Here is a 26224-nt window from a genome sequence, read left to right as displayed (position 1 = left end):
GAGTTTTCCTATTTCGGGGGGCAGAGCACTCAGTTGATTACTGCTGAGGTTGAGCGTATGTAGGTTGGTGAGTTTTCCTATTTCGGGGGGCAGAGCACTCAGTTGATTACTGCTGAGGTTGAGCGTATGTAGGTTGGTGAGTTTTCCTATTTCGGGGGGCAGAGTACTCAGTTAATTACTGTTGAGGGAGAGTTTTTTAAGTTGAGTCAGCTTGCCAATCTCAGGTGGTAAAGCTGTCAACTTCTTCCCAAAGAGGTTAAGTTCCGTCACGCCCTCTTTTGCTGCTTGTTCAATTACCTCTAGTAGTTCTGCTTCTGTCATAAGTATTTCTGCACTATTATCCTTCAATTGAGCGAATCCCTCTACCTAAAGCAATCCGTGGGGATTGCAGCCAGAATCACAATTGTATTGACATTAGTTCCCGAATTTTCTTGGGCACTGTTAGAAATTTCTGACTTAGCTAGAAATATTTTTTCATGATTATCTGAGAAAATCTCAGACCTACAGGAACGATACAGTAGATGTTTTCAATCAGCAGTGCTAGCTTTTTGCGGCAAAAGATAAATACCCCCAGAGATTAATGTTAAGCCCACAGAAATCCAAAAGGCAATCAGAGAGGGAATTTGCCACACTTCAGGTAGGGGTGCAATCAGAAGTGCGATCGCGACTATTTGACTAACAGTTTTGAGTTTACCCCAAATATTTGCCCCGGTAATTGTCGTTTGATTTACCCGCCAACCAGCGATCGCTAATTCCCGCGCTAAAATCAGGAATACTCCCCAAGCCGGCACTTTTCCTAATTCAATAAAAACCATCAACGGCGCAAGTACCAGAAATTTATCCACTAAGGGGTCAAGAAATTTCCCCAAGTCACTAATTTGGTTGAGTTTCCGCGCTAAATAGCCATCTAACCAATCAGTTAACGCAGCAACGATAAAAATCGCTAAACATATCCATTTAGCTTGTGCTGTAGGATTGTACAAGCCATAAAGTAGAAATGGTACACCCAGAAGGCGAGAGAAGGTAATCCAATTAGGTAGAGTCACGTCGCTTCGCTCCGAATTCAAAATTCAAAATTCAAAATTCAAAATTAATAATTCCCATAAATAAATTTAGTTGCCCTGTTATTAGGAAAAAGGCGGAGGGGACAAACTTACTACAACTTCTACTTTGTCTCCCCACTTTCTCCCTAAGCGTGGGAAAATCTGTTTTCTGTAGCTCTCCTAAAACAATACTATGACTGAACACACAGACTCCCAATTCCGCATCGAACGCGATTCGATGGGCGATCGCCAAATTGCTAGTAGCGTTTATTACGGCATCCAAACGCTGCGGGCAATCGAAAACTTTCCAATTAGTGGCATCAAGCCTTTATTCACTTACGTAGATGCTGGAATAATTATTAAAAAAGCTACAGCAATTGTGAATGGTGAACTGAATTGCATTCCTGAAGATATTAGTCAGGCGATTGTCCAAGCAACTGATGAAATCCTGGCTGGGAAGTTCCGCGATCAATTTGTCGTGGATGTTTATCAGGCGGGTGCTGGAACATCCCACCACATGAATGTCAACGAGGTTCTGGCAAATCGCGCCTTAGAAATTCTTGGTGAAGAAAAGGGCAATTACAAACGTGTTAGTCCCAATGACCACGTTAATTATGGGCAGTCTACCAATGATGTGATTCCTACCGCAATTCGCATTGGTGGTTTATTGGCATTATCCAAGACATTACACCCAGCAATAGATGGGGCGATCGCGTCTTTAGAAAACAAAGCTGTAGAATTTCAAGATATCGTCAAATCTGGCAGAACCCATTTACAAGATGCTGTACCCGTGCGTTTGGGTGAAAATTTTCGGGCTTGGGCGCAAATACTTACAGAACATCAAAACCGGATTTACACCGCCTCTGGTGATTTGATGGTGCTGGGTTTGGGAGGTAGTGCAGCCGGAACGGGATTAAATACTCATCCTCTGTATCGCGCCCGTGTAGTGGAAGTTCTCTCAGAATTGATTGATACTCCTTTAGAACCTGCGCCTCACTTGATGGCAGCCATGCAAAGTATGGCACCATTTGTAAATGTTTCTGGTGCTTTACGCAACTTAGCGCAGGATTTAGTCAAAATCTCTCATGATTTGCGGCTGATGGATTCGGGGCCAAAAACTGGCTTGAAAGAAATTCAACTGCCTCCAGTGCAACCCGGTTCCTCGATTATGCCAGGGAAATATAACCCAGTGATGGCAGAGATGACATCAATGGTGTGTTTTCAGGTGATGGGTTACGATAGTGCGATCGCTTTAGCCGCACAAGCTGGACAATTAGAATTGAATGTGATGATGCCGCTGATTGCCTATAACCTAATTCACAGTATCGAAATTCTGGGTAATACTATCGCTGCACTCACCGAACGCTGCATCCAGGGAATTACAGCCAACCGGGAACGTTGTTTAGCATCCGCTGAAGGCAGTTTAGCTTTAGTAACCGCACTAAATACCCACATTGGTTATTTAAATGCCGCATCTGTCGCTAAAGAATCTTTAGAAACTGGCAAATCCCTGCGCCAAATTGTTTTAGAACGAGGATTGATGAGTGAAGCAGACTTAGCCACAGTGTTAAATCTAGAACAAATGAGTGGTATCTTACCGCTGAGAACAGAATAATAGGTTATGGGGTATTGGGCAATTCAATTTTGGATAATGGAATTGATGATTTTAGATTAAATTTCAATTCTTTAATCCAAAATCGTTCGACTGAGCGTAGCCGTACCACTTCGTGGAAGCAAGCTACGCGTAGCGTTCCGCAGGAAAGTCTAAAATCTAAAATTCTCACTCCCCACTCCCTCTATCCCCTATTTATTATCCATGCAGACTCAAAAACCATCTGTTAGTCTCATTCGGGCTACATCTTACGAACGAGAGGCTTTACGAGAATCTTTAGTGATTCTCCTAGAACCTTTTGGAGGAATAGCAGCATTTGTGAAAAAAGGCGATCGCGTTTTACTCAAACCGAATCTACTTACAGGGACGCGTCCTGGTAAAGAGTGTATCACCCGTGCCGAACTAGTTTACGAAGTTGCCCAGATGGTAATTGAGGTTGGCGGTAAACCATTTTTGGGCGATAGTCCTGCTTTTGGTAGTGCCAAGGGTGTAGCAATAGCAAACGGCTATCTGCCTATTTTAGAAGAACTTAATCTTCCGATCATCGATTTTCACGGTCAGCGTTACCAAACTGTCAGTGACAATTTTAACCATCTGCGACTGTCTAAAGAAGCGATGCAAGCAGACGTAGTGATTAACCTACCGAAAGTGAAATCACATATGCAGTTAACGTTAACACTGGGCGTAAAAAACTTGTTTGGTTGTGTCCCCGGTAAAATGAAAGCTTGGTGGCACATGGAAGCCGGAAAAGATGCCAATAGATTTGGTGAAATGTTAGTAGAAACAGCCAGGGCAATTAACCCTAACTTAACCATATTAGATGGCATTATCGGTCATGAAGGAAATGGCCCCAGTAATGGTGAACCTCGCCAACTGGGAATTTTAGCAGCCGCATCAGATATATTCGCCTTAGATCGGGTAATGGTAGAAATCCTCAATGTCCCTCTTGAACAAGTGCCCACAGTTGCAGCTTCTCAAAGGCTAGGAGTTTGTCCAGAACTTGCTACCATAGAGTTTCCGCATTTAAATCCTGACTTATTAAAAATAGAAGATTGGCGGCTACCAGACAAGTTAATGCCCATCGATTTTGGTATGCCCCGCGTCATTAAGTCTACGTTTAAGCATCTTTACACCCGATTTATCAAGGAACCAATGAGTGTTTACGGAAGGAACTAGGGAGTGGGGAGAAATCAATTTAAAATTCAAAATTCAAAATTCAAAATTGTTCGCGTAGCCTCTCGTAGAGAAGAAAAAGACTGGGGGAGATGTAGCTTTAGCTTTCTACAGCGTAGGAGATGAGGGAGATAAGGAGAATAACCATGCCCAATAATTCTCTACCAGAGGCTGCGCCAAGGGCTTCTCTACCAGACGCTCTTGCGTTCGCTCAGTACAAGTGCTCAATCCCTAATTTACATGTGCAAACTTCGTTACAGCAATTTCATTTATTAGCAGAGTAATCTGTAATTACCCTCCGATTGCTTAACCAGACCGCCCTATGATAGTTAGTGGCGGTTTTTTTGGCTGATTAATTTGTTATATAATTTCTCGTCTTAGATTTTGATTTATCCAAAAACTTATATGGATTTAGGATCTGAAAATTGGGATTGGGTATTTTGTTCAGATATGAGCAAAGTTTGGCGATAACCCGCTACACGTCTACGCCACCTTCTAAAACGCTTTTTATTCTACTTGTATATAGATTGACAAAATTACTGTGATATTACATAGATTTTAAAATTTAAATTCTGAAATATGGTATCACTGAATCCATGCTGCACAACACAGTTGATGTATCTGTATTTATTCGGTAGTTATAATTAGTTACAAAAATCATTTTTACCATTTCTTCTCTGGCATCAAATATTTTGTGTATAACTACTGTATAACAATCAAAACCACTGACAGATATTCAGTGCTTTTGCGGTTTTGTATCCTGTATCACAAATTAGCAATTCCAGTAAAATGACCTTATAAAAGGCGTTGTAGGATGTTATAATCATGAAGTATCGAACAAATACATTTTGCTAATTAATCTTTAAACAGCAAAAAAATGTAATTTATGATGCTGTTAAAGTTGGCTTTAGGTATGCGAACGTTTACACTATACAGGGAAACATCTAAAAATATTAATTACAAAATAAAACATAATTTGTTTATTTGTAACTTTGTATTAAGAAGTCCATGTATAAAAACGCTATTATGACAGTTGCAAAACTGATTTAGATTGGAGAATGCCAGACATTTTACAGTTTAAAAATAGCTAAAATAGCATTCAAACTCTCGATAAGAGAGTAGACTTACACAGTGTTACGAAAAACTTCAATTTTGTATGAATTCAAATAGCCAGTCTGCCAATACCGATACATATTCCCAACGTTTGGCAGACATTGTGGGAACTGCGATCGCCCTATTGACTCTCACCCTACCCGTGTTTGTCATTGCCCACTATTCTTCAACTAATGTTCCAAATAACCAGCAACCCCTGATCCAAAACCTCAAAGGAAGTCAAGATTGATAAAGCTTTGCAGTAGGATTTCACCAGCAGGAGAGCTACAAAAAAAAGAAAACTGATTTTGAGAAAATCTCTGTAGATTTGAATGTAGTTCATCAGGAATAAGTTGAAATCTGGATTGTGTGACTCCAGATTTCAGTTGTATTCACAGAATGGGACAGAAATCCCTTTAACAGCAATCAAGGGCGGGAAAGAATAATACACTTTTGGAAAAAGTGTTGCGAGGAAACTTCGCAACGCTTTTTCCATTTTTTGGCTAATTCAAGGGAACTGAGGATGAGGGGAATGAGGCAATACTTCTTGGCTTTTGGGGAAAAGGGGAAAGAAAAAACCTTTAACCCTTACCCCAAAACCTTTTCCCCAAACCCAATTCCAAGTTGAAAATGTACAAAGCCAGAAGTATTGGGGGATGAGGGGGATGATGGACAAATAACCAATGCCCCATGCCCTAGAATAAATACCTTGGGAAGAGATCCATATTGCCCTAAAATTCTACACGGGGAGCGAAGCTGACTGAGTGCCCCCATGATTCACTGTTATCAGAGGAGTTTTTTGTGGATTTATCTCGTATTCCTGCCCAACCAAAACCTGGTCTAATCAACGTTCTGATTGAAATCATTGGCAAAAGTAAAAATAAATACGAATACGACAAGGAACTAGAAGCTTTTGCTCTAGACCGAGTACTTTATTCCTCGGTACAATATCCATATGACTACGGGTTTGTACCCAATACTTTGGCTGAAGATGGCGATCCCCTAGATGGTATGGTCATAATTGACGAGCCAACCTTTCCAGGCTGTATTATTGCTGCACGACCGATTGGCTTCTTGGAAATGATTGACGGTGGCGATCGCGATGAGAAAATCCTTTGTGTTCCTGACAAAGATCCGCGCTACACTCAGGTGAAATCACTGAATGACTTAGCGCCACACCGCTTAGATGAAATTGCCGAATTTTTCCGTAGTTATAAAAATTTGGAAAAAAAGGTGACTGAAATTCTCGGTTGGCAAGATGTGGACAAGGTTGCAGCTTTAGTAGAAAAATCTGTCAAAGCTTATAGAGGATAATAGAGGAGTTAAGGTTAGGAGTTAGGAGTTAAGAGTTATGAATTTTTATTCCTAACTCCTCACTTTAATTACTTCCGCTTGTTACGGATCGCAAAAACTGCCACCAATCCCAAACCTAAATGCAGCGCACTCTCCTTTTGGCAAAAATTCATAACTGCACCCTCACGGGGGCGAATATCAACTACGTGGGTAGTATCAGCATCGATGAAATCCTTTTGGAAAAAGCTGGTATCTTACCCTATGAGCAGGTGCAAGTAGTTAATAATGCCAACGGTCAGCGCTTTATTACCTATGCGATCCCGGCTCCAGCCCATTCAGGAGTAATTGAGCTAAATGGGGCTGCGGCACGTCTAGGCATTATTGGCGATCGCTTGATTATAATGACTTACGGGCAGTTCACTCTAGAAGAGTTAAAAAGTTACTCTCCTACGGTAGTCATTGTGGACGAAAAAAACAGGCTGTTGGAAGTGCGGCGCTACGATGACCTGCTCAGTAAGGTCTAATTTCAAGGAAAATGTCAAATTTTGAGTTGTTGGGTTCCCAGAGCTACATAAGAGAAAAGTCATCTACCCTGCCAAGTAGCCCAGCAGGTGAATTTCTCGTGCAATTTTGGGGTGTAAGAGGTTTGATTCCCACTCCAAGTAGCAATACCAGTCGTTATGGTGGTAATACCGCTTGTGTAGAAATGCATGTAGCTGGGAAACGCTTGATTTTTGATGGCGGTACTGGCTTACGTATATTGGGTAAAATTTGGCAAGAACTACAACAGCCACTAGAAGCCCATTTATTTTTTACCAACTGCCAAGCAAATCGTATTCAAGGGTTTCCCTTTTTTGCTCCAGCATTTATTGTGGAAAATTGTTTTCACATTTACGGCACAGCTGCCTCAAATGGAGCCTCAATCAAACAATGTGTGTATGACCAGATGCTCCAGCCACACTTTCCTTACCCTTTACAGGTAATGCAGTCAGAATTGCAGTTTTACAATCTGACTTCAGAAAGTGACGTGAAGCTAGATGATGTCACAATTACAACTGCATTAATTAATCAAACTCAGCGGTCAGTTGGCTACCGAGTTACTTGGCAAGAGTATAGTGTTGCCTACGTAACGGATTTGCACCCGAATGCTGATCAATTAGAGCGAGAGCGGATTTTACAGTTTATTAAAGGCGTTGACTTGCTGATTGCCAATGCCACTTACACTCCCCCTACCTCTCACAACCATGACTCTGCTGATTTACTTTGGCAAGCTGCGGTGAATGCAGCTCTGAATGCTGGTGTGCAACGGTTAGCCATTTCTCATCATCACCCAGATGACCATGATGATTTTCTTGACCAGGTTCAAGTCGATGTCAAATCTGCCTTTCCTCAAGCAATAGTAGCCTATGAGGGTCTAGTTTTAACTGTTGGTAAGTGATTTATACTCGTTGGCAGAGCATTACTAACGGGGAGATGAGGGAGGAAAGGGGTAGGATGCCAACAGTTCAGCTTAAGATTTGATTTCCTCCCTTTCCTTCTTTTTAAGGAGGGAACTAGTCTGAGAGCCACAAGCGACTGGCTAGGAAATCTAAACTTTTAACTTACAATAAACCTCGTTTACCATTGGGGCGCACGGTCATCCAATTTGTTTTTGCTAGTGCTAGCTGCTCATCAGAAATTTTGGCACTGGTGAGATTAGCACCACATAGATTAGCTCCTCGGAGGTTAGCATTGCTGAGATAAGCATTGCTGAGGTCTGCGCCTCGGAGGTCTGCCCCTTCTAAATCAGCATGGTTAAAGTATGCTTTGCTCAAATTAGCATCCTTGAGATTTGCTTGAGTGAGGCTAGCTCTGCCAAAGTCACTATTGTGGAGATTAGCTCCCTGGAGATTGGTTTTTTGCAATTGAGCGGAATGGAAATTTGTTTGGGATAAGTCAGCACCTTGTAGATTCAGCAAACTTAAATTGTGTAGGGCAAAATCCCGTCTTCCCTTCAAATAGGCTGTTAATAAACCTTGGGTATCTAACTTCCGCTTAACTTTAAAATTTTGAACTTGCGAACCATTGCTGTTGGTGTTAGCTAAAGTCGTTGATTTGGCCATCCCAGAACTCTGGTGTAATCCAGCCGCTTCCGCTGCCTTGGCTCGTCTAGCGCGAATTGCTGCCGCTACCTGTGCCACTCCTACACTGGTAACAGCAGTAGAGGAGTTGTTACATAAAACAGCAGAATTTTCCAGGTAGTTGTGTGTTCGCTCTTTATATCCACTATCTGATTTAATCAGTAAACCCTTTGCTAAACTTTCTAAGTATGGTTCTATTTCCAATGCTCTGAGAACTTCTGCCGCTGACTGATAGCGACTACGTACAGACACGTCTAACATTTTTCGCAATACATTGCTCAAGTGGTCACTCACTCGCACAAGCGGCTCCCACATCATCTCGCCAGTGTTGGGATTGTAATCTAACTCTTTAGGTGTTTTGCTAGTCAGTAAATAAATGCATGTCACCCCCAGTGCATAGATATCACTGGCGTAGACTGGACGCATAGCCATTTGTTCTGGAGGTGCAAAACCAGGAGTGCCAATGGCATATGCAGTTAATGCTGTCTGTCCTGATTGACTCGTCGCAGCTTGAGTAACTTGGTCTTTGACGGCGCCAAAGTCAATGAGTACCATTCTGGCATCTTGAGTGCGGCGAATTAAGTTGGCTGGTTTGATATCACGATGAATCACCTTTTGTTCATGGATGTATTGCAGTAGTGGCAGAATCTCGCTTAAGAATTGCTTGACTCCAGTTTCGCTCAAGATGCCGTTAAGTTTGACCTCCTCCTGCAAGGTATCACCACTGATATATTCTTGAACTAAGTAGAATTGTTCATGATCTTCAAAATAGTCTAACAACCTTGGTACTTGGGGATGATTGCCAATCTTACCTAGAGTTTTGGCTTCTCGCTCAAAGAGTTCTCTGGCCATCTGTAAAACGTGTGGGGCGCTTCCTGATGGGCGTAATTGCTTAATTACACAACTCGGTTCTCCTGGTAAGCCTTGATCATTGGCTAAGAAGGTTGCTCCAAAGCCACCCTGACCTAATGGTTTGATCACCTGATAGCGATCGCGCAACAGTAGTTGCGAGCGACAAGACTGACACCTTTGGCTATTTACCAAATTTTCTGGATTGGGACAGGTAGGATTTAAGCAGTAGCTCATGCACTGTCAACTCGCTGCACGAATAATCACGGTGAGTGTTATACTCCCTTTCAATTATTTAGATATTAATCAACTCTTGCCAGGTAATTTTTGCGGGAAATCCTTTGAAGAGTTCCTAAAGTTTAACTGGTATTACGTAAACAGACCGCCTAAGTAAGCTGATTTATTATACTTAAACCAATAACTAGTGTTTGAGCTACTTTTTTATAGGTAGTATTGTTTGACATTGCTGAAACAGCCTTAAGCCAGAGACTTTGAATCTAAAATCTAGCTTGCGCTCAAAGCGCACCTTTGGTGCGACCCAAAATCTAAAATTGGTATTAGAAGTATTGGAGGGCAGTGCCCATCCTACAAAAAATTGCTGTAGGATTTTGGATGCCCAAATTTGGAGGCAATTTAGAATCGTCTCCATTAGTCCTTAAGTAACTATTAGCTGGCTTTCATGTCCACACTAATCAGCTGTTTGATAAGTGCAAAAACATCACTGCGGCTAAGTTTCTCTTTACCATTAGCAAGGGCATCAAGGGTACCATTAGCCAATGTTAAGGGAATTTGGCAAAAATCTAAGGCTGGACCTGTAGGAAGATTTTTGGTGTAAGCTTCTGCTAGGGCTAGATTGCGCCGAGCATACTCTTGCATATTTGCTGCACTCCAACCCTCTGGAAAAAAGTCTACCCCACGCCCTAAATCTTGAGTATGGTTACGCAGGATATTAACTGCTTGTAAACCCCGACCAAACCCAATCGCTTGGGTACGGTTAGTTTGCGTTCCATCGTACCAAGTCCATAAGTCCGAAAGTAATAATCCCACTGCACCTGCAACCCCAAAAGTATAACGATCCAAATCAGATTCTGTGTAAATTTTCCAGTTTCTTTCTGCCCAGTAAGCCATCCGGTCTGCCATTGCAGCAGTGGCATCCCAAATTCGAGGTGCAATGGTCTCTGGTGCTAGCAGTGACCATTCTCTAATCCTCACAGTGACTTCTTCTAAGGTATTCTCATACCCACTAAATCCTCCAAAGAAAGCATCTACCGCAAAGCCATCAACCCCTGCCTGTAATGTCAGACTAATCGTTCTTAACAGCTTTGCTTTAGTAGCGTTATCTAGTTCGGGATGATCTTCAATTTCATCAATGGCACGCATACACAAATATGCTGATGCTACTGCTTCTTGCAATCCTGGCGGTAAAAGACTAATTGGAATATAAAAAGTTCGGCTAGTTTCTTTGAGGATTTGCAATGCATCTCTACGTAAATTCATGTTTTCACTCCCCGATTGATTTTTGCACCACATGAAGTTTGCAGTTTTTTGATGATACTGGATATAGTTTTGACTAAACCTTAAAAACTATAGACCATAAAATACGCTAGTATTTAATCTAAAAATTAATAGTTTTTGGTGTTGCAATTAACAAAACTCTCAAATTTATCAAAGTCCTATCTAGTATATAAGGTTTTGGTTGCAAAAATGTGTAAGGCGTCGTTTGGTATAGCTTTCAGAAACTTTTAGTGTATATATAAAGAATTATGCTAATATTTGGTTAATTACCGCGAAATTTTTCCATCAGCAAACATCCATTTTAGAGATTTGAAAGTCTTTTAAGTCTGCGTTAATCTGACTAACAAAGTATAATTATTGTATATATAAAGGCAATTTAGGAAAAGCTGGTAACGGATAACAGTAACTGTACGCACTTAAAGGTGCGAACGGCGGCTTGCCTAAGAGTTAAGGTCAAATTGGACATAGAGGGCTGCAATCCTTGGGTTGAGCTTACGCCTACGCTTGATCGGTTACAGTCGCAGTCTCCTTGCTGTTCAAAGTGACATAAAGTGACCACAGCCTAGAGCAAGAAGTTCCCGTATATTTACGAGATTGACAAAACAGCCCACTCAACAAAACATTTGTGAATATTTGACCTCTCATCAGTCTCAAGATATAGAGATTCAACAAGTTGTTTAGAGTCAGGCTAAAGCTATGGTCTCCACTTTTTACTTGTTTTCCACTGATGTCACCTCATTGGGTGAGTTGGTTGCTACTACCACAGCATCAGCTCTCACAACTTTACAACTGCTCGTCTCAACAGGGGCAGGTAAACCACCTATAATTTTTTCTACATGTACCTCCGTATAAATTCTACCACCACGGCGTTGTATAGCTTCTGCAAAGTCCAGTTAGATATTTCAGTGGGTCAAATTGCCCTTGTCGGGGAAAGCATAGACACACTCCTGTATCAAAATCGCTCAACGGCGCTTTCTTCACCATTCCTATGTTAGTGAGTCCGACCCAGTGTACTGCTTCTAACTTCTACTAAATCTGATCTATTGATTTCAGGTCTGGGGGAAAAAGATAGCCGTCAAGTCTCTCCAAGTCGCAGTTAATGTTTTCTTGGGTGGCGATCGCCTTTTAGTGTGTAAGTCTTGACTAAGAAGGAATAAAAAGGAAAAATATTTTGACATCTTTGATTTTTTTCTTGCACCTCTATATACCTTTCAACCTTGCCAAAACTAAGTTAAGATGTGTATTGCAGCTTGTCATTGTATAAGCCTAGACTATTATTTATAAATAAAGTATCTGCACCATGATAAACATTAAAAATATACTTTATTGTGGATGAAGTTGCCAATAAATATATTATTAAAAGAAGTTTGATTCTTCTAGATTTTTTTGACTTTGGATTCAGCATAAATTATCAAGAAAATCATTATCAGTATTGATGATGCTGATTTACATTATCAAAATACATTTAAATTAAAAAATAAATATTAAATTTAAACTAATATCTGTTAAAATCTGTCGTTAGAGAGATGTACACTATTGTCAATTTGATGAAAAAAATATACTTATGTTGGCTATGAAGGGTTTAGGAATGCCGAAGCCTGGTAAATTGGCATCTGTAATTAATTGTTTATTAATACTGACATTGTTAGCTTCTTGCAGTAGTAAAACGTCCGCAGAAAATATCGACAAAGATACACTTTGTGTATCTTCTTGGGTAGCAACAGCAAATCTGGTTGGTGATGCTTGGATGCGCGGTGCTGTGCCAAATAAATATGCTGAACAAACATTGAAAAGAGCCACAGAAGAACTGCAAAAAGAAAAAGAGAAAATAGACGAAATAAAGTTATCTAAAGAGGTGAGCGAACATGATAAATCAGTGTTAGTAGCTGAAGTTTTCCAGTTAGCAAATAAAACAGAGGAAATGTCCAGGGCTGTGGGACAAAAAAATCGTTCAGCGGTACGGCAAAAACTTGGAGAATTAGCAGCAGAAAAGCGATCGCTAAACAAGCTCAGAAAAATAGCAGGGCAAACCGATGAATAAAATTTTGGAAATCGCTCTTGGTATTGTTACCAGTATTGGTGGCTTTCTGGATGTAGGTGCGATCGCCACTGCTGCGGAAGCTGGATCTACCTATAGCTTCCAACTAATCTGGGCGTTTGTCTTAGGGACAATTTGTGTAATCTTTCTGGTGGAAATGTCTGGACGTTTAGCAGCCATTAGCAAACATACATTAGCTGCGGCGGTGCGAGAACGATTTGGGTTCAACTTTTATATCATTCCACTAGTTGCAGAAATTGTCGTCGATTTTCTGGTTTTAGCAGCCGAAATTGGCGGTGTTTGTATTGCCTTGCAATTAGTAACAGGCATTAGTTTCCAGTGGTTTGCTTTACCCGTAGCCTTTGCAATTTGGTTGCTACTTTGGAAAGGGACATTTGGATTAATTGAAAACGGTATTTCTTTATTGGGATTAATTACTTTAGTATTTGTCGTCGCTACTTTTAAGCTGCATCCATCATTGACAAAAATTGGTACTGGTTTGTTGCCAACTCTGCCAGAACAAGACACCGCACATTATTTATACCTTGCCGTTGGCATACTAGGGGCATTAATTAGTCCCTACTTATTTTATTTCTACTCATCTGGTGCAGTAGAAGATAAGTGGAATGAAGGGTATATCGGTGTGAATCGCGCCGTTGCTGCTTTGGGGATGGGCTTTGGTAGTATCGTCTCGTTGGGAGTGTTGATTGTAGCAGCACTGGTACTCGGCTCCAAAGGTATCCAGGTTGATAGCTATGAACAGGCGGCGCTGATGTTGACAGAAACCTTTGGTTACTGGGGCTTTGTGCTATTTGCAGCATCTTTAGGGATTGCTTGCTTTGGTGCAGCACTGGAGGTAAGCCTTGATACAGCGTATATTGTGGCTCAAGCTTTTGGTTGGAATTGGGGCGAAAACCTTAAACCAAAAGATGCCGCACGTTTTAGTTTAGTCTACACCGTGTTTGTTTTTCTCGCCTCATTACTGATGGTATTTGGTATTGATCCATTGCAATTAACTTTGTTTTCAATGGCAATTACAGCAGTGATTTTGCCGCCTGTAATTATACCTTTTTTGGTTTTGATGAACGATGAATTATACGTCGGCAAGTATCGTAACGGCTGGATTAGTAACAGTGTTGTCATTTTTACAATTGCGCTGACATTTGTGCTAGCGATCATTGCTATTCCACTGGAAATTATTGGAGGGTAGGAAATGGATGTTATCAGAGATGTTCTTGATAATCAATTAATTGACCGCAATCAACGCAAAATCGGTAAAGTCGATGGCATTGTGATGGAGTTGTGCGATCGCGAACCACCACGACTTGCTTATATTGAAGTAGGAGTAACAACCCTTACCAAACGGCTAAATCCTCGTTTGGCAGGTTTGATAGCAGCAATTGCAAATAAATGGGGTGCTAAACAAAGTGAACCATTTCGGATTCCCTGGTCAAAAGTGCGGGATATTGGTATTGATGTTGAAGTCGATGTTGAAGTTGAAGCAACACCAGCTTTAAGCTATGAAAAATGGCTGCGCGATCATATCATCGCCCGAATTCCAGGAGGGGGATAATGACAACTCGTGAAATTCATCTAGAATTACTGCTGAGTAAACCAGTATTAGACTCAACAGGCAAAACCATCGGACGCATTCAGGAAGTACGCGCCGAACAACAAGGCGAAGAATGGATTGTTAAAGAATATCTTATCGGCTATGCTGCCGTGTTAGAACGGCTATCCGCTTGGACAATTGGGTTAAAAATTTTGCATCTACTTGGGGCACAGAAAATTTACGGTGGTTATACAATACCTTGGGACAAGCTAGATTTGACTGACCCTGACAAGCCGCGTTTGCGTTGCAGTCTAGATGCATTAAAATCATTAGACGAGCAGCCGCAGGATACAGAGTAACTTGGCTTGAAGGAGGCAGAAGTATGATGTCAAAATAATTCGTAATTGATAATGACGTTTGCGGACTCGCTACCGCTGCGCTAACGTAATTCGTAATTATTACCCCACGTATAAATGCGCTTGCTCTGTAATAAGAATGCTCCGCATTTTTTACTTTTTCATAATTAAAATTAGTTGCTCTGTCTCTCAATTACGAATTACGTAGCTTGCTTCTCGACGGAGGCGAGTATTACGAATTAATAATTATTCGATCACCGAGTTGCAAAACGGTGTACATGTTTATAACGAGTTGCACCAGCGAGTTGAACATGAGTTAGCTCAAATATCTTCCTTTGTTAATCTCCTCTTTGACAAGTTATGATTTCATCCTTGAAGCTCTCTTCTATGAAGCTTTATTCTATGCATCTTTATAGAGAATTGCTATTAGCAGTGATGGATTAATTAAGGAGAAAGCTTAATTGCTAGATTTTTATGATGTGGCTTTCTGCTTACGGCTAATTACCTTGCCTGCTCCTAGCACAGTACCAATCGCCAATACAGCTAGATCCATTCTAGGTTCAGGAACAACAGTGCTGTCTTCAGTGAAAGCCAAAAAGCCAGCCCCATTCAACCCACCTCTACCGGCAGGGACAAAGGTGTCAATAAAAGCTCCTGTCTTACCGTCGTAACGCAACACATTGTTACTATTTAAACCACTAACATAGAGGTTGCCGTCAGTACCAAAGATTGGCTTTACAGGACCGTTAAGTTCGCCACTGCCAGATGGGACAAAAGTGTCGATAAAAGCTCCTGTCCTACCGTTATAGCGCAAGATATTATTAGTCTGAAAGTTAGCGATGTAGAGATTGCCGTCTGGTCCAAAGCTCAAGCCACTAGGTTCCGACCCTTTTTCCTCTGTAGCAAAAGTATCGATAAAAGCTCCTGTTTGCCCGTTGTACCTTAAAACACTATCAGTTAGACTACTACTGACGTAGAGGTTGCCGTCTGAACCAAAGCTCAAACCAAAAGGTGCACTGAGTCCGCCGCTACCTGAGGGGACAAAGGCATTGATAAATGCTCCTGTTTGCCCATTGTAGCGTAGAACACTATTACTAGTGCGGCTATTAATACTGGTAACATAAAGGTTGCTGTCAGGTCCAAAAACCAAGTCTTCAGGTGAATCTAGTCCACCACTACCAGAAGGAACAAAGTTACTAATGAAATTCCCTGTTTTTCCGTCGTAACGTTGGATGCTACCGCTCAAAATACTACTAACATATAGATTTTTATCGGGTCCAATAGTTAAACCAGTTGTTCCCTGTAGTCCGCCACTACTTGAAGGAACAAAGTCATCAATGAATTCTCCCGTTTTTTCGTCATAGCGTAGAACGGAGTTATTATTAAAACTCCCTACTAAAAGTGCTGCATCAGCTCTTGGCGCTATCCACCCTAGTAATGCAAAGCTTATTAGTGGGAGGCTGATCTGACAAAACTTGAAAAATCTCATAATTTTATTAGCTCCTGCAACCATAATTACTTAGTACAGTTAATCATAAATTTGTAGCCTATCCTTGTTGGTTCTTAACTTTGGTTGTAAGCAAAAGTAATTTAGATGCGTTTGCCCTGCCCTGCTTTCCCTGCATCCCCTGCTCTGCCTGCCTCAACGGATAAATTTTCTTAACCAAAGCGTATTTGTATTTAGTGTGGTAATAATAACTTGTGCATTACAAAAACCATTCTTGGTAAAAAATATCTCCTAATCTTTCACCCAACTTCTAGCGAAAGAAAGAGTTTCAGGCTAAGTATCTCTGTAATCATGAATGCGGACAAGTATTAACCTGCTTAATAACTGATATGCCGCAATATTTCGGAAAACTACCCACTACTAACCAACCTTGGACAACTGTTAGCAATGTAAAAGCTGTAACCTGGGACAATAATATTATTAATTTTGACTGTGGTGACTCAGGCCTTACCATCAGCGTACTTGCTCCCAATTTAATCCGTGTGCGTTTTGCACAAACTGGGGAATTTATGCCTCGCCGCTCTTGGGCAGTGACGCTGGATGATGCAGAATGGGCGACAACACCTTTTGCAGTTCGGGAAACTGAAGCGACGGTAGAAATTGAAACAGCACAGATTCGTGTGTGCGTGCAGCGAGAAAAGTGTCGCATCGGCTGTTTTGATAAAGCTAATCGTCCCTTTGCCCAAGATGCAGAGATGGGTATAGGTTGGCGGATGGGCGCAGTTGCAGGGTGGAAAGAAATTGCAGCCGATGAACATTTCTATGGCTTTGGTGAACGCACAGGCTTTCTGGATAAACTCAGCGAAGTAAAAACCAACTGGACAACGGATTCTTTAGATTATGATGCACTGACTGATGAAATGTACCAGGCAATTCCATTTTTTATGGCTTTGCGCCCTGAGGTAAGCTATGGCATCTTTTTCAATACCACTTTTTGGAGTCAGTTCGATATTGGTGCTGAACAACCAGGTATTTGGAAGATGGAAACTCGTGGCGGTGAATTGGATTATTACATTATCTACGGCCCTGAACCAGCCCAAATCCTGGAGACTTACACTCAGCTAACTGGGAGAATGCCATTACCGCCAAAATGGGCGTTAGGTTATCATCAATGTCGCTGGAGTTACGAATCAGAAACCGTTGTGCGGGAACTAGCAAAGGAATTTCGCCAACGCCGCATTCCCTGCGATGTCATTCACCTCGATATTGACTATATGCGGGGCTATCGGGTGTTTACCTGGAGTCCTCAGCGTTTCCCCAACGCCACAAAACTTATTAGTGATTTAGCACAAAATGGTTTCAAAACAGTCACAATCATTGATCCTGGTGTGAAATATGAACCAGAAGGCAATTATGATGTTTTTGATCAAGGATTAGAAAAGGACTATTTTGTGCGGAAAGCTGATGGTACGTTGTTCCACGGCTATGTTTGGCCTGAGAAAGCTGTTTTTCCTGACTTTTTACGTCCTGATGTGTGTAACTGGTGGGCTGATTTACACAAAAGCTTAACTGATGTTGGTGTGGCAGGAATTTGGAATGATATGAATGAACCTGCCATAAACAATCGCCCCTTTGGTGATGAAGGTGAAAAAATTTGGTTTCCCTTAGATGCACCGCAGGGAGCAGGGGAAGAGGAGGAGAACTCTCAATCCAAAATCCAAAATCCAAAATCTAAAATTGATGTGACTCATACAGAAGTGCATAACTTGTATGGGTTGATGATGGCTAAAGCTTGTTATGAAGGCTTACAACGGCATCGAGGCTCAGAGCGATCGTTTGTGTTAACGCGATCGGGTTATGCTGGTGTGCAACGCTGGTCTTCTGTGTGGATGGGAGATAACCAATCGTTGTGGGAGCATTTAGAAATGTCTCTACCAATGCTTTGCAACATGGGACTTTCGGGTGTGGGGTTTGTGGGTTGCGATATTGGCGGGTTTGCTGGTAATGCCACAGCTGAATTATTCGCTCGGTGGATGCAGGTAGGAATGCTGTACCCAATGATGCGCGGTCACTCGGCAATGTCTACTGCTCGTCATGAACCTTGGGTATTTGGCGATCGCGTTGAAAATATCTGTCGAGAATATATTAATTTACGCTACCAACTACTTCCCTACATTTATAGTCTTTTCTGGGAAGCAGCAACAACGGGGGCACCGATTTTAAGACCCTTATTGTACCATTTCCCCAACGATCCGAAAACCTATAGCCTCTATGATCAAGTATTGCTAGGTGCGTCGCTGATGGCTGCACCAATTTACCGCCCTGGAGTTGAGCATCGAGCTGTCTATTTACCCGCAGGCACTTGGTATGATTGGTGGAGTGATGAGCGTTATGAAGGCCCGATTCACATTCTTGCTCATGCACCACTAGAAAGAATGCCACTGTATGTCCGTGGTGGTGCGATCGTTCCTATGCAACCTGTCAGGCAATACGTTGATCAAGCCCCACTCGACGAGATCCGATTACGGATTTGGCCTGGTAATAACGAATACCAGCTATTTGAAGATGATGGACAGACAAACAAGTATCAAGATAAAAAATTTTCGCTAATAAATATAAGCGTATTTACAGAGGCAAACCAAACAGTTGTGGAAATTGGAGCGAGAGTTGGGGAATGGACACCTGCACCGCGTGAAGTGATTGTAGAACTTGTTGGTCTTGGAGAGCAACGTTTCCAAGATGATGGTAAGCAACATAGCCTGCAATTCTGATAGACCACAAAGGTGGTTTTTTGAACCACCTTTATTTCTGATTTTCAATTGTCCAAGAAAAAATATGCATAAGGGTAGATGAACAGCAAGTCAAAGGGTAACATACAATACAAAGGGTATAGATAGTTCAACCGTAAGAAATACGTAAGTTTACTACGCTAGATAGATGCGGTTAGAAAACACCTAATGTTAAATGTTAACCGCTTGCGGCTGCAAGATATATTTAAAATCCCTGCAAATTTACTTATAGGAAAAGTCGCAAGTTTGCTCGCTGTTTTTGTTGGCAGCTTGGTACTAGTTGGCTGGTGGCTTGGCATTGAAGTTCTCAAACGCGGCTTTCCTGGTAGTCCGGCGACAATGAAAGTCAATACAGCGCTGTGTTTTATACTGTGTGGTGTGTCGCTGTGGCTGTTTTTAAGAGGAGGGGGAAACAATTCAAAATTCAAAATTCAAGTTGCGCTGGAAGCGCACCAAAGGTGCGACTCAAAATTATTTCCCCACTTCCCCACGCTTCTAATTTCTAGGGTCTGTGCAATAGCGGCTACCACAATTGCTGTGCTTACAGTCTGTGAATATCTGTTTGGCTGGAATCTTGGTATTGACGAATTGCTATCGCGTGATTCGCTAACTAGTATAGCGACATTACGTCCGGGGCGAATGGGGGTGAACACAGCACTGAACTTTATGCTGGTGGGCGTCGCCCTACAGATTGTGGTTGATCCAAAAACCGACCGTAGTTATTGGTATGCCCAGATTATCGCTCTGATAACTACTTTAATTTCCTTTCAAGCGCTCATGGGCTATGCCTATAAAGTGAAAGTTCTCTATGGACTTGCCCCTTATACAACATCAATGGCCTTACACACAGCGGTGTTGTTCAGCTTACTAGGTATAGGCATTCTCTGGGCGCGGCCACAACAGGGGTTAATGAGGGTAGTTACAAGTGATACCTACGGCGGCTTGCTTGCACGTCGTTTATTAATTGCCGCGATCGCAGTCCCTTTTGGATTAGGGTGGATAATTGTTGAAGGTCAACAGGCAGGACAATACGATCCAGTTTTTGCAGTATCGGTGTTTACGATCGTCCTGATTGTAATTTTTACTATTTTGATTTGGCAAAGTGCGGCGGTTATTGAACGCCTCAGTCATCAACGCGATCTTGCCCAAGAAGCACTGAGAACCTACGAAGCTAAACTGGGGAGTTTTGTAGATGCTAATGTCATCGGCATTATGTTTGGCGACGTGTATGGCGGTATCCAGCAGGCAAACGACGAATTCTTGAGGATGATTGGTTACACGCCGGAGGATTTATTAGCAGGCAGGCTAAGTTGGAGCAATATCACACCACCAGAGTATCTATATTTGGATGAGCGAAGTGTTGCCGAAGCACAAGGAAGCGCTAACGCTGCTTGTACGCCTTACGAGAAAGAATACATTCGTAAGGATGGTAGCCGCATTCCAGTTTTAGTTGGTTACGTGCTGCTAGGAGAAAACCGGGAAGAGTCAGTAGCATTTATCCTCGACTTGAGTGAACGCAAGCAAGCAGAAGCAGAGCAACAAAAATTAGTATCGCTAGTAGAAAATAGCTCTGACTTTATCGGCATCGCCACCCTTGAGGGTCAATTACTCTACATAAATGATGCAGGTCAAAAGTTGGTAGGGCTTGCAAGCCTTGATGAAGTGAGGCAAAAAGCAGTATTAGATTACGTCATGCCCAAAGACAAAGCCTATTTTCAAGAATATATATTGCCGACTGTGCTATTACAAGGGCGCTGGCAAGGAGAATTCTGCTTTTGTCACCTCCAAACAGGTCAACCGATACCAGTTGATTACAACATCTTCACTGTTACAGACAATAAGACAGGTCAGCCAATTGCCTTAGCAACTGTGACTCGCAACATCAGCGAACAAAAACAGGCTAAGGAACAAATCTTACAACTAAACAAGGATTTACAGCGCCGCATTACTGAGTTACAAACTTTGTTGGACGTCATTCCCATTGGAATTGGCATTGCTGAAGATTCAGAATGCCAAAATATCAAGGTCAACCCTGCTTTTGCCAAACAGTTGGGAATATCCTCAGATACAAATGCCTCCCTCAACGCTCCCAGTGACGAAAAACCGACAAGCTTTAAAGTCTACCGCGAAGGAAGGGAACTCTCAGCAGAAGAACTGCCAATGCAATACTCTGCCACTCATGGTGTCGAAGTTCTGGATTGTGAACTCGATGTCGTCCATGAAAATGGAAAAATCGTCAACCTGTTGGAGTATGTTGCACCCTTGTTTGACGAAGAGGGTAAAACCAGAGGAAGCGTTGGTGCATTTTTAGATATTACGGAGCGCAAACAGGCAGAGGAAGTACTCATAAATCAGCAAAAATGGCTAGAGGATGTGTTAAATATGATGCCAAGACCGTTGCTGTTTATCGAACCAGGAACGGCGCGGGTAACTTTTGCCAATCGCTCTGCTGACGAATTAGCCGGAGGCGAATTTCCCAAAGGTGTACCAGCCGCAGATTATCACACAGTTTACCACTACACAGATGCAGCTGGCGATCGCATCCCCAATGAGCAAATGCCAGGAGTGCGGGTTGCCCTTGGCGAACGCCTGAATGGATTGGAAGTAGACTGGCACACTCCCGGTGGTGTCCGCTCTCTACTAGTATTTGCTGATACCCTACCAGCAATGCACGGTCATCCAGCTACCTGTATCTTAGTGTTCCAAGAGATTAGCAACCTTAAGAAGGCACAAAAAGCACTCTCGTTAGGTTACAAAAGGCTAAAGCTACTATTTGACACAGCCAACGATTTACTATCAAGCCAACAACCAGTAGTACTAATTGATAGCGTCTACCGAAAACTAAAAGACCAAATTGGTTTAGATATTTACTTTAACTATTTGGTTGAGGATAACGCTCAGATATTGCAGTTGGGGTCTTACAGTGGCATTTCCCAGGAGATGGCAAAGGAAATTGAGAAGTTGGCATTTGGTCAAGGGGTTTGTGGTAGTGTAGCGCTCTCACGCCATCCTATAGCTGTAGAGAATGTGCAACAATCAATTGAAGAGAAAACAGAATTGATTCGCTCTTTAGGCATTACTGCTTATTATGCATACCCATTGATTGCTCAAGGACGGCTGTTGGGTACTCTTTCTTTTGGTAGTCGCACTCGGTTAAGCTTCACCGACAATCAAAAGGGGATGATGCAAGCAGTATGCGACCAAATAGCGATCGCAATGGAACGGGCTAGTTTAATTGCTTCTTTGCAACAACAAACTGAGCAGTTGCAAGATGCTAACCGCATGAAGGATGAATTCTTAGGGATATTGTCCCACGAGTTGCGATCGCCCCTCAATGCCATCCTTGCCTGGGCGCAATTACTGCAACGAAGCAAGCTCAGTGAAACCCAAATGGCCAGGGCTACGGAGACAATTGAGCGCAATGCTAAGGCGCAAACCCAGCTAATTGAAGACCTGCTAGATATATCGCGGATGATTAGAGGTAAGTTACGCCTCAATGTTGGTAGTTGCAATTTGATTGGGATAATTGAGTCAGCCATTGAGATTGTTAGTCTAGCCGCCCAGTCCAAGGAAATCGATTTGAGATTTTCCCTAATTCCCTCAAAAGAAACGCGAAATGCGCTACCCGGGATACTCCCCGTGGTCACTTTCGCGCAAAATTCAGATTTGGGATTAGGAATCAATCGCGAAAATCTAGAATCTCTAGAAGCACAATCCCAAACCAATCAACACTCAGAGGACAGCAAGCTTGGCGAAAATTCTCAATTCTTAATTTCTGGGGATTTCGAGCGTTTGCAGCAAATCATCTGGAATCTGCTATCCAATGCCATCAAATTCACACCCGTAGGAGGACGGGTAGAGGTGCAATTGTCAGTAGTCACTGGTGAAAAACAACAGACAACGGATAAATATGCCCAAATTCAGGTAATTGACACAGGCATTGGTATCAGTGCTGACTTTCTTCCTTACGTCTTTGATCGCTTTCGTCAAGCTGATAGTTCTAACACTAGAACATATGGTGGATTAGGACTAGGATTAGCGATCGTGCGTCATTTAGTAGAATTACATGGCGGTACTATCCACGTAGATAGTCCAGGTAAAGAGCAAGGAGCAACGTTTACAGTCAAGCTACCACTTTTGAAAAGTCGCCCCCTTGCAGCCTCGTAGCCTCTCCTCATACCCTATTCCCTTCTTCCTAATATCAAAATTTATCCAAAATTTCAAATTTTCCCCAATTACCAATTACTAAAAAGCAGTTTTTTCCTTTGCAATTTAGTGTAGTTGGTGAATACCTGCATTATAAAAATATTTATATGTATATTTTTATCTCAATATGAATAATTATTTTGTATTGGAGCGATCGCTATTTACTAGAACACCGATTCAGTAGGCAACGCAATGATTCCCCTTAAAAAGGCTTGCTGTTTTATACTCCATTTTTTTAGCAGTTCCCAGATGAAGTACACAAAACCTTACCCCCAACCCTTATGGGTGAGTCTGGAGAGAAAAGATACTTATTCTTTATCAGGGTGAGGTACAGCTTAACCTCGCTCTTTTATTACTCTCATTAAAGAATATTTAAAACCTTGTTTCTTTGGGCTTGGTTCCTAACAAAGATTTTTTGGCAATGCTTATCAAGGGAGGCTTGAAAAAAGATTCAAGGTCAGCATCTTATTTTTCTCTCTTCAGAGACATAAAAAAGCGTTAAGAAACGCTATAAGGGGGTGAATACAGGCGGGGAGAACTTATCCAAAACTTATTGGAAGCAACTTCCGAAATAGGCAATTTTAGAGTTGTATTTAAATTATGTAACCTGAGTTAATCCAAACAGGCTACATAAATTGTTGTTTGAGTATTATCAGAGGATCATGTTAAAAATAACACTTGTATGTCTGCTAGTAGCATGATTTGTCTGTAATATTCACGTAATTTATTCAGATAATCATGTAAAAAAAGATGTGCATCTTCCAACTATCATAAATCTAACTAATAAGCAGTATTTGATACATTACAATATCTCCTATGATTGCTCTAACAAAGACATTAGTACAAATAGTAGCTGAAACACAACAGCTAGATAGTATTAACTTACATGAGTCGAAGCGAGCTAATTTTTTACAAGAAGTAATTGAAGGCTTAGAAGACGGTATATTAATTTTAAGCAAGGCTGGTAAAGTGATTCATGCTAATGCATCTGCTCATCGCCTTTGCTGTCAATTTAATCAAGGCAATTTTAATCAAAGTTTTGTACCTTCAGCCATCTGGAATCTTTGTAAATCGTTAGTCAATAGTAGGTATTTGTTTTCTGATAAACTGCTAATTCTGTCAGATGAGATTGTGCTTGATAAGTCAAATATTTTTCGTATTAGGGTGAGATTGCTAGATTTAGATGGGTTTGAAGTACCTTGCTTATTAGTGACCATAGAAAACCAATATGAGTCTGTGAAAAATGTAGCACTCACTGAAGTTAAAAAATTTGACCTGACGCCGCGAGAAGCTGAAATTTGGTTTCTCTATAGAAGCAATTACAGCTACAAAGAAATTGCTAATAAACTTTACATCACCATCAACACCGTGAAAAAGCATATGAAAAATATTCACACCAAGCGACAAGCATCTCTTGTACTTGAAGAGTAATATCGCAATTATAATTGGTTATGCAAGTTGGGGCACAATGCTGTGTCCCTAATTGTATTCGGAGCTTTTTGTAGGCATAATAAGGTATTGGAAACCTGCTGTTTTAATAAGATATTGTTATTTTGTAGTTCCAAAGTAATTTTGTTGAACTGATCATTGCTCAAACCATTATCTTTAACAATTTTTTCAGAGAGGGTACAAAAATTTTTTGCGATATCTTGAGCCTTTGTTGGAAGATCCTTTATACTGTTAGGATCGTTACAAACAATCTTGGGAATTTCTCCATTGCCAATAAGTTTTTTAATTTCTTCAAAGGCATTTTGACGGGCTGGCTCCATTGCTAGCACGGCTTGAGCGTAACTATTGATTTCAGTATTGTTAACTATTGGTGTTGGAGTTTGACCATCAACTTTTGAACTCAATGAAAACGCATTGGAAATCACACTCACAGTAGCGATCGCACCGAAAAAGAATGATTGGAAAAGAATTCGCTTTCGGCTAGGTGGGAAAAAGAAGTCGGAAGTTTTCTTCATATAATGTGTAACACAAAACTACATCAGGAATATTATAAGGACTTGGAATTATTTTCGGAGTTGGAAGTTCCAGCAACCGCTGAATACATCAAGCTTTTATATTTGATTGTTAACTTCCTCGGCATACTTGACAAAGTTCGATGACTTTAGTCTGGAGTGTTGACATTTCTGATGCTCCTTGCTTGAGGCTGACTTCTAACTCCAGTAGTAGGGGTAAACAAGAGATTAACTGTTGCATAGAAAGCAGCCTAATTTCTTGCTGTAAGAAGTAGATCCGTTTGGGATTACCGATATCAGCAGCAATAGCTATCGCTTGTTGATTGCGCTCACCACTTTCCATCATAATCTTGACCCATACCCAGGTGCGAAATTGTCCAATTAGTGTGGCAACTATCCGTAATCCCGGTTCGGCAGCATTGATCAGATCCGCCAAGGTTGTCAAAGCTTTAGCTGTATCTCCTGTTCTGATTGCTGCTGCTAATTGTAAGCTATTTTGAGTAGTATTTGTTACTAATTTTATCACGGTATCTACATCTAAAGGCTTGTTGCTACCTTGGGCATATAACCGCAATTTCTCTATTTCATTGTACAGTAGCCGTGTATCATTTCCTACAGATTCTGCCAACAGCTGGGCAGTATTGGCAGTCAGTTTCACGCCTACAGTTTGGGCTGCTTGATTAACAGATTGCACCAGCAATTCTGTTTTCCAAGGGGGAATGAGGGGAAATTCTCGGAATTCGGTAGCAAATTGTTTTAACAATTTCGTGGATTTGAGACGTTCATCTGGCTTGTTGCGGCTAGTCAGCAATAAAAATGAGTTTTCGGGAATGACTGGTAGCGATCGCACCAATTCTGCTAACACATTGTCTGGACAGTGTTGGCACAGAGTAGTATTTATCAGCCATACTAAGCGCCCACCAGCGCCAAAAGTGGGTGTCATCACCTGATTTAACCCCTGGATAGCAGCATCAGCTTGATCTGGGGGAAATGAAGTGTAATTAAAACTGATCCATTGGGGATCGAGGACGCGATCGCGCAGCAGAGCGATCGCCTTTTCTATGGCAAAATCATCTTCACCCCAGTAAACATAGATTGGCATAGATAAACCTCATTGGTCATTGGGCAAAACAGTTCCGAGTTCTGAGTAAAAAAGTGAGATTCCCTACTTCTTTACT

General features: G+C 41.6%; 21 protein-coding genes. 13 read left to right on the top strand and 8 right to left on the bottom strand.

Going from position 1 to position 26224, the window contains the following annotated elements:
* The 3 genes from V7K40_RS04215 to pgsA all read right to left on the bottom strand — a co-directional run.
* A partial coding sequence (locus tag V7K40_RS04215) for a leucine-rich repeat domain-containing protein (protein WP_334957024.1) occupies window positions 1-150 on the bottom strand: 150 nt, incomplete at its 3' end.
* Window positions 151-171: 21 nt separating this feature from the next.
* A complete protein-coding gene (locus V7K40_RS04210) occupies window positions 172-321 on the bottom strand; it encodes a hypothetical protein (protein WP_334957008.1) in 150 nt (49 codons plus the stop codon).
* Window positions 322-527: 206 nt separating this feature from the next.
* Entirely contained in the window at window positions 528-1046 is a 519-nt protein-coding gene (gene pgsA, locus V7K40_RS04205) for a CDP-diacylglycerol--glycerol-3-phosphate 3-phosphatidyltransferase (protein WP_334957006.1), read from the bottom strand.
* Between the two features lie 190 nt (window positions 1047-1236).
* Here pgsA and V7K40_RS04200 point away from each other — a divergent pair, with 190 nt between their 5' ends.
* From V7K40_RS04200 to V7K40_RS04175, 6 genes are all read left to right on the top strand, one after another.
* Window positions 1237-2658, top strand: coding sequence for an aspartate ammonia-lyase (locus tag V7K40_RS04200; protein ID WP_334957004.1), 1422 nt, complete (start codon window positions 1237-1239; stop codon window positions 2656-2658).
* A 201-nt stretch (window positions 2659-2859) separates the two neighbouring features.
* Window positions 2860-3831 carry a DUF362 domain-containing protein gene (locus V7K40_RS04195; protein WP_334957002.1) on the top strand — a complete coding sequence of 324 codons (972 nt, stop codon included), beginning with the start codon at window positions 2860-2862 and terminating at the stop codon, window positions 3829-3831.
* Window positions 3832-4984: 1153 nt separating this feature from the next.
* The gene (locus tag V7K40_RS04190) at window positions 4985-5170 is read left to right on the top strand and encodes a hypothetical protein (RefSeq protein WP_334957000.1); all 186 of its coding nucleotides are present in this window, start codon (window positions 4985-4987) and stop codon (window positions 5168-5170) included.
* Window positions 5171-5721: 551 nt separating this feature from the next.
* Window positions 5722-6234, top strand: coding sequence for an inorganic diphosphatase (locus V7K40_RS04185; protein WP_334956998.1), 513 nt, complete (start codon window positions 5722-5724; stop codon window positions 6232-6234).
* Window positions 6235-6353: 119 nt separating this feature from the next.
* Window positions 6354-6737 carry an aspartate 1-decarboxylase gene (gene panD, locus V7K40_RS04180; RefSeq protein ID WP_334956995.1) on the top strand — a complete coding sequence of 128 codons (384 nt, stop codon included), beginning with the start codon at window positions 6354-6356 and terminating at the stop codon, window positions 6735-6737.
* 11 nt (window positions 6738-6748) lie between these two features.
* On the top strand, window positions 6749-7651 hold the full coding sequence (locus V7K40_RS04175) for an MBL fold metallo-hydrolase (RefSeq protein WP_334956993.1): 903 nt from the start codon (window positions 6749-6751) through the stop codon (window positions 7649-7651).
* Between the two features lie 163 nt (window positions 7652-7814).
* Here V7K40_RS04175 and V7K40_RS04170 read toward each other — a convergent pair whose 3' ends face one another.
* Window positions 7815-9419 (bottom strand): serine/threonine-protein kinase, encoded by a 1605-nt coding sequence (locus V7K40_RS04170; RefSeq protein WP_334956991.1) that lies wholly within the window; start codon window positions 9417-9419, stop codon window positions 7815-7817.
* A 429-nt stretch (window positions 9420-9848) separates the two neighbouring features.
* On the bottom strand, window positions 9849-10679 hold the full coding sequence (locus tag V7K40_RS04165) for a phytoene/squalene synthase family protein (RefSeq protein WP_334956989.1): 831 nt from the start codon (window positions 10677-10679) through the stop codon (window positions 9849-9851).
* A 1582-nt stretch (window positions 10680-12261) separates the two neighbouring features.
* On the opposite strand from V7K40_RS04165, the gene V7K40_RS04160 reads away from it, so the two are divergent.
* From V7K40_RS04160 to V7K40_RS04145, 4 genes are read left to right on the top strand one after another with little or no spacing between them, the layout of a single operon-like run.
* On the top strand, window positions 12262-12738 hold the full coding sequence (locus V7K40_RS04160; RefSeq protein WP_334956987.1) for a hypothetical protein: 477 nt from the start codon (window positions 12262-12264) through the stop codon (window positions 12736-12738).
* Window positions 12731-13945, top strand: a complete 1215-nt coding sequence (locus tag V7K40_RS04155) for a divalent metal cation transporter (RefSeq protein WP_334956985.1) — start codon at window positions 12731-12733, stop codon at window positions 13943-13945. The genes V7K40_RS04160 and V7K40_RS04155 overlap by 8 nt, the downstream gene beginning before the upstream one ends.
* Before the next feature lie 3 nt (window positions 13946-13948).
* On the top strand, window positions 13949-14308 hold the full coding sequence (locus V7K40_RS04150; RefSeq protein ID WP_334956983.1) for a hypothetical protein: 360 nt from the start codon (window positions 13949-13951) through the stop codon (window positions 14306-14308).
* Window positions 14308-14646, top strand: a complete 339-nt coding sequence (locus V7K40_RS04145) for a hypothetical protein (protein WP_334956981.1) — start codon at window positions 14308-14310, stop codon at window positions 14644-14646. The genes V7K40_RS04150 and V7K40_RS04145 overlap by 1 nt, the downstream gene beginning before the upstream one ends.
* A 469-nt stretch (window positions 14647-15115) precedes the next feature.
* Here V7K40_RS04145 and V7K40_RS04140 read toward each other — a convergent pair whose 3' ends face one another.
* Entirely contained in the window at window positions 15116-16132 is a 1017-nt protein-coding gene (locus V7K40_RS04140) for an NHL repeat-containing protein (protein WP_334956979.1), read from the bottom strand.
* A gap of 347 nt (window positions 16133-16479) precedes the next feature.
* Here V7K40_RS04140 and V7K40_RS04135 point away from each other — a divergent pair, with 347 nt between their 5' ends.
* From V7K40_RS04135 to V7K40_RS04125, 3 genes are all read left to right on the top strand, one after another.
* Entirely contained in the window at window positions 16480-18861 is a 2382-nt protein-coding gene (locus tag V7K40_RS04135; RefSeq protein ID WP_334956977.1) for a TIM-barrel domain-containing protein, read from the top strand.
* Between the two features lie 186 nt (window positions 18862-19047).
* A complete protein-coding gene (locus tag V7K40_RS04130) occupies window positions 19048-23046 on the top strand; it encodes a PAS domain S-box protein (protein ID WP_334956975.1) in 3999 nt (1332 codons plus the stop codon).
* Between the two features lie 855 nt (window positions 23047-23901).
* Window positions 23902-24516, top strand: coding sequence for a helix-turn-helix transcriptional regulator (locus V7K40_RS04125; protein WP_334956973.1), 615 nt, complete (start codon window positions 23902-23904; stop codon window positions 24514-24516).
* Between the two features lie 8 nt (window positions 24517-24524).
* Here V7K40_RS04125 and V7K40_RS04120 read toward each other — a convergent pair whose 3' ends face one another.
* On the bottom strand, window positions 24525-25049 hold the full coding sequence (locus V7K40_RS04120; protein ID WP_334956971.1) for a DUF4168 domain-containing protein: 525 nt from the start codon (window positions 25047-25049) through the stop codon (window positions 24525-24527).
* Window positions 25050-25158: 109 nt separating this feature from the next.
* Window positions 25159-26148 (bottom strand): DNA polymerase III subunit delta, encoded by a 990-nt coding sequence (gene holA, locus V7K40_RS04115; RefSeq protein WP_334956969.1) that lies wholly within the window; start codon window positions 26146-26148, stop codon window positions 25159-25161.
* Window positions 26149-26224 lie beyond the last annotated feature (76 nt).

It is taken from the genome of Nostoc sp. (genome assembly GCF_036917195.1).
Lineage (GTDB): Bacteria > Cyanobacteriota > Cyanobacteriia > Cyanobacteriales > Nostocaceae > Nostoc.
This window is presented reverse-complemented; position numbering and strand designations above follow the sequence as displayed.

Excerpts from the sequence above, each read along its gene's own strand:
- V7K40_RS04210 (WP_334957008.1), bottom strand. The coding sequence starts at position 321 with ATGACAGAAGCAGAACTACTAGAGGTAATTGAACAAGCAGCAAAAGAG.
- V7K40_RS04200 (WP_334957004.1), top strand. The coding sequence starts at position 1,237 with ATGACTGAACACACAGACTCCCAATTCCGCATCGAACGCGATTCGATG.
- V7K40_RS04195 (WP_334957002.1), top strand. The coding sequence starts at position 2,860 with ATGCAGACTCAAAAACCATCTGTTAGTCTCATTCGGGCTACATCTTAC.
- V7K40_RS04190 (WP_334957000.1), top strand. The coding sequence starts at position 4,985 with ATGAATTCAAATAGCCAGTCTGCCAATACCGATACATATTCCCAACGT.
- panD (WP_334956995.1), top strand. The coding sequence starts at position 6,354 with ATGCAGCGCACTCTCCTTTTGGCAAAAATTCATAACTGCACCCTCACG.
- V7K40_RS04175 (WP_334956993.1), top strand. The coding sequence starts at position 6,749 with ATGTCAAATTTTGAGTTGTTGGGTTCCCAGAGCTACATAAGAGAAAAG.
- V7K40_RS04170 (WP_334956991.1), bottom strand. The coding sequence starts at position 9,419 with ATGAGCTACTGCTTAAATCCTACCTGTCCCAATCCAGAAAATTTGGTA.
- V7K40_RS04165 (WP_334956989.1), bottom strand. The coding sequence starts at position 10,679 with ATGAATTTACGTAGAGATGCATTGCAAATCCTCAAAGAAACTAGCCGA.
- V7K40_RS04160 (WP_334956987.1), top strand. The coding sequence starts at position 12,262 with ATGTTGGCTATGAAGGGTTTAGGAATGCCGAAGCCTGGTAAATTGGCA.
- V7K40_RS04155 (WP_334956985.1), top strand. The coding sequence starts at position 12,731 with ATGAATAAAATTTTGGAAATCGCTCTTGGTATTGTTACCAGTATTGGT.
- V7K40_RS04150 (WP_334956983.1), top strand. The coding sequence starts at position 13,949 with ATGGATGTTATCAGAGATGTTCTTGATAATCAATTAATTGACCGCAAT.
- V7K40_RS04145 (WP_334956981.1), top strand. The coding sequence starts at position 14,308 with ATGACAACTCGTGAAATTCATCTAGAATTACTGCTGAGTAAACCAGTA.
- V7K40_RS04140 (WP_334956979.1), bottom strand. The coding sequence starts at position 16,132 with ATGAGATTTTTCAAGTTTTGTCAGATCAGCCTCCCACTAATAAGCTTT.
- V7K40_RS04135 (WP_334956977.1), top strand. The coding sequence starts at position 16,480 with ATGCCGCAATATTTCGGAAAACTACCCACTACTAACCAACCTTGGACA.
- V7K40_RS04130 (WP_334956975.1), top strand. The coding sequence starts at position 19,048 with ATGTTAAATGTTAACCGCTTGCGGCTGCAAGATATATTTAAAATCCCT.
- V7K40_RS04125 (WP_334956973.1), top strand. The coding sequence starts at position 23,902 with ATGATTGCTCTAACAAAGACATTAGTACAAATAGTAGCTGAAACACAA.
- V7K40_RS04120 (WP_334956971.1), bottom strand. The coding sequence starts at position 25,049 with ATGAAGAAAACTTCCGACTTCTTTTTCCCACCTAGCCGAAAGCGAATT.
- holA (WP_334956969.1), bottom strand. The coding sequence starts at position 26,148 with ATGCCAATCTATGTTTACTGGGGTGAAGATGATTTTGCCATAGAAAAG.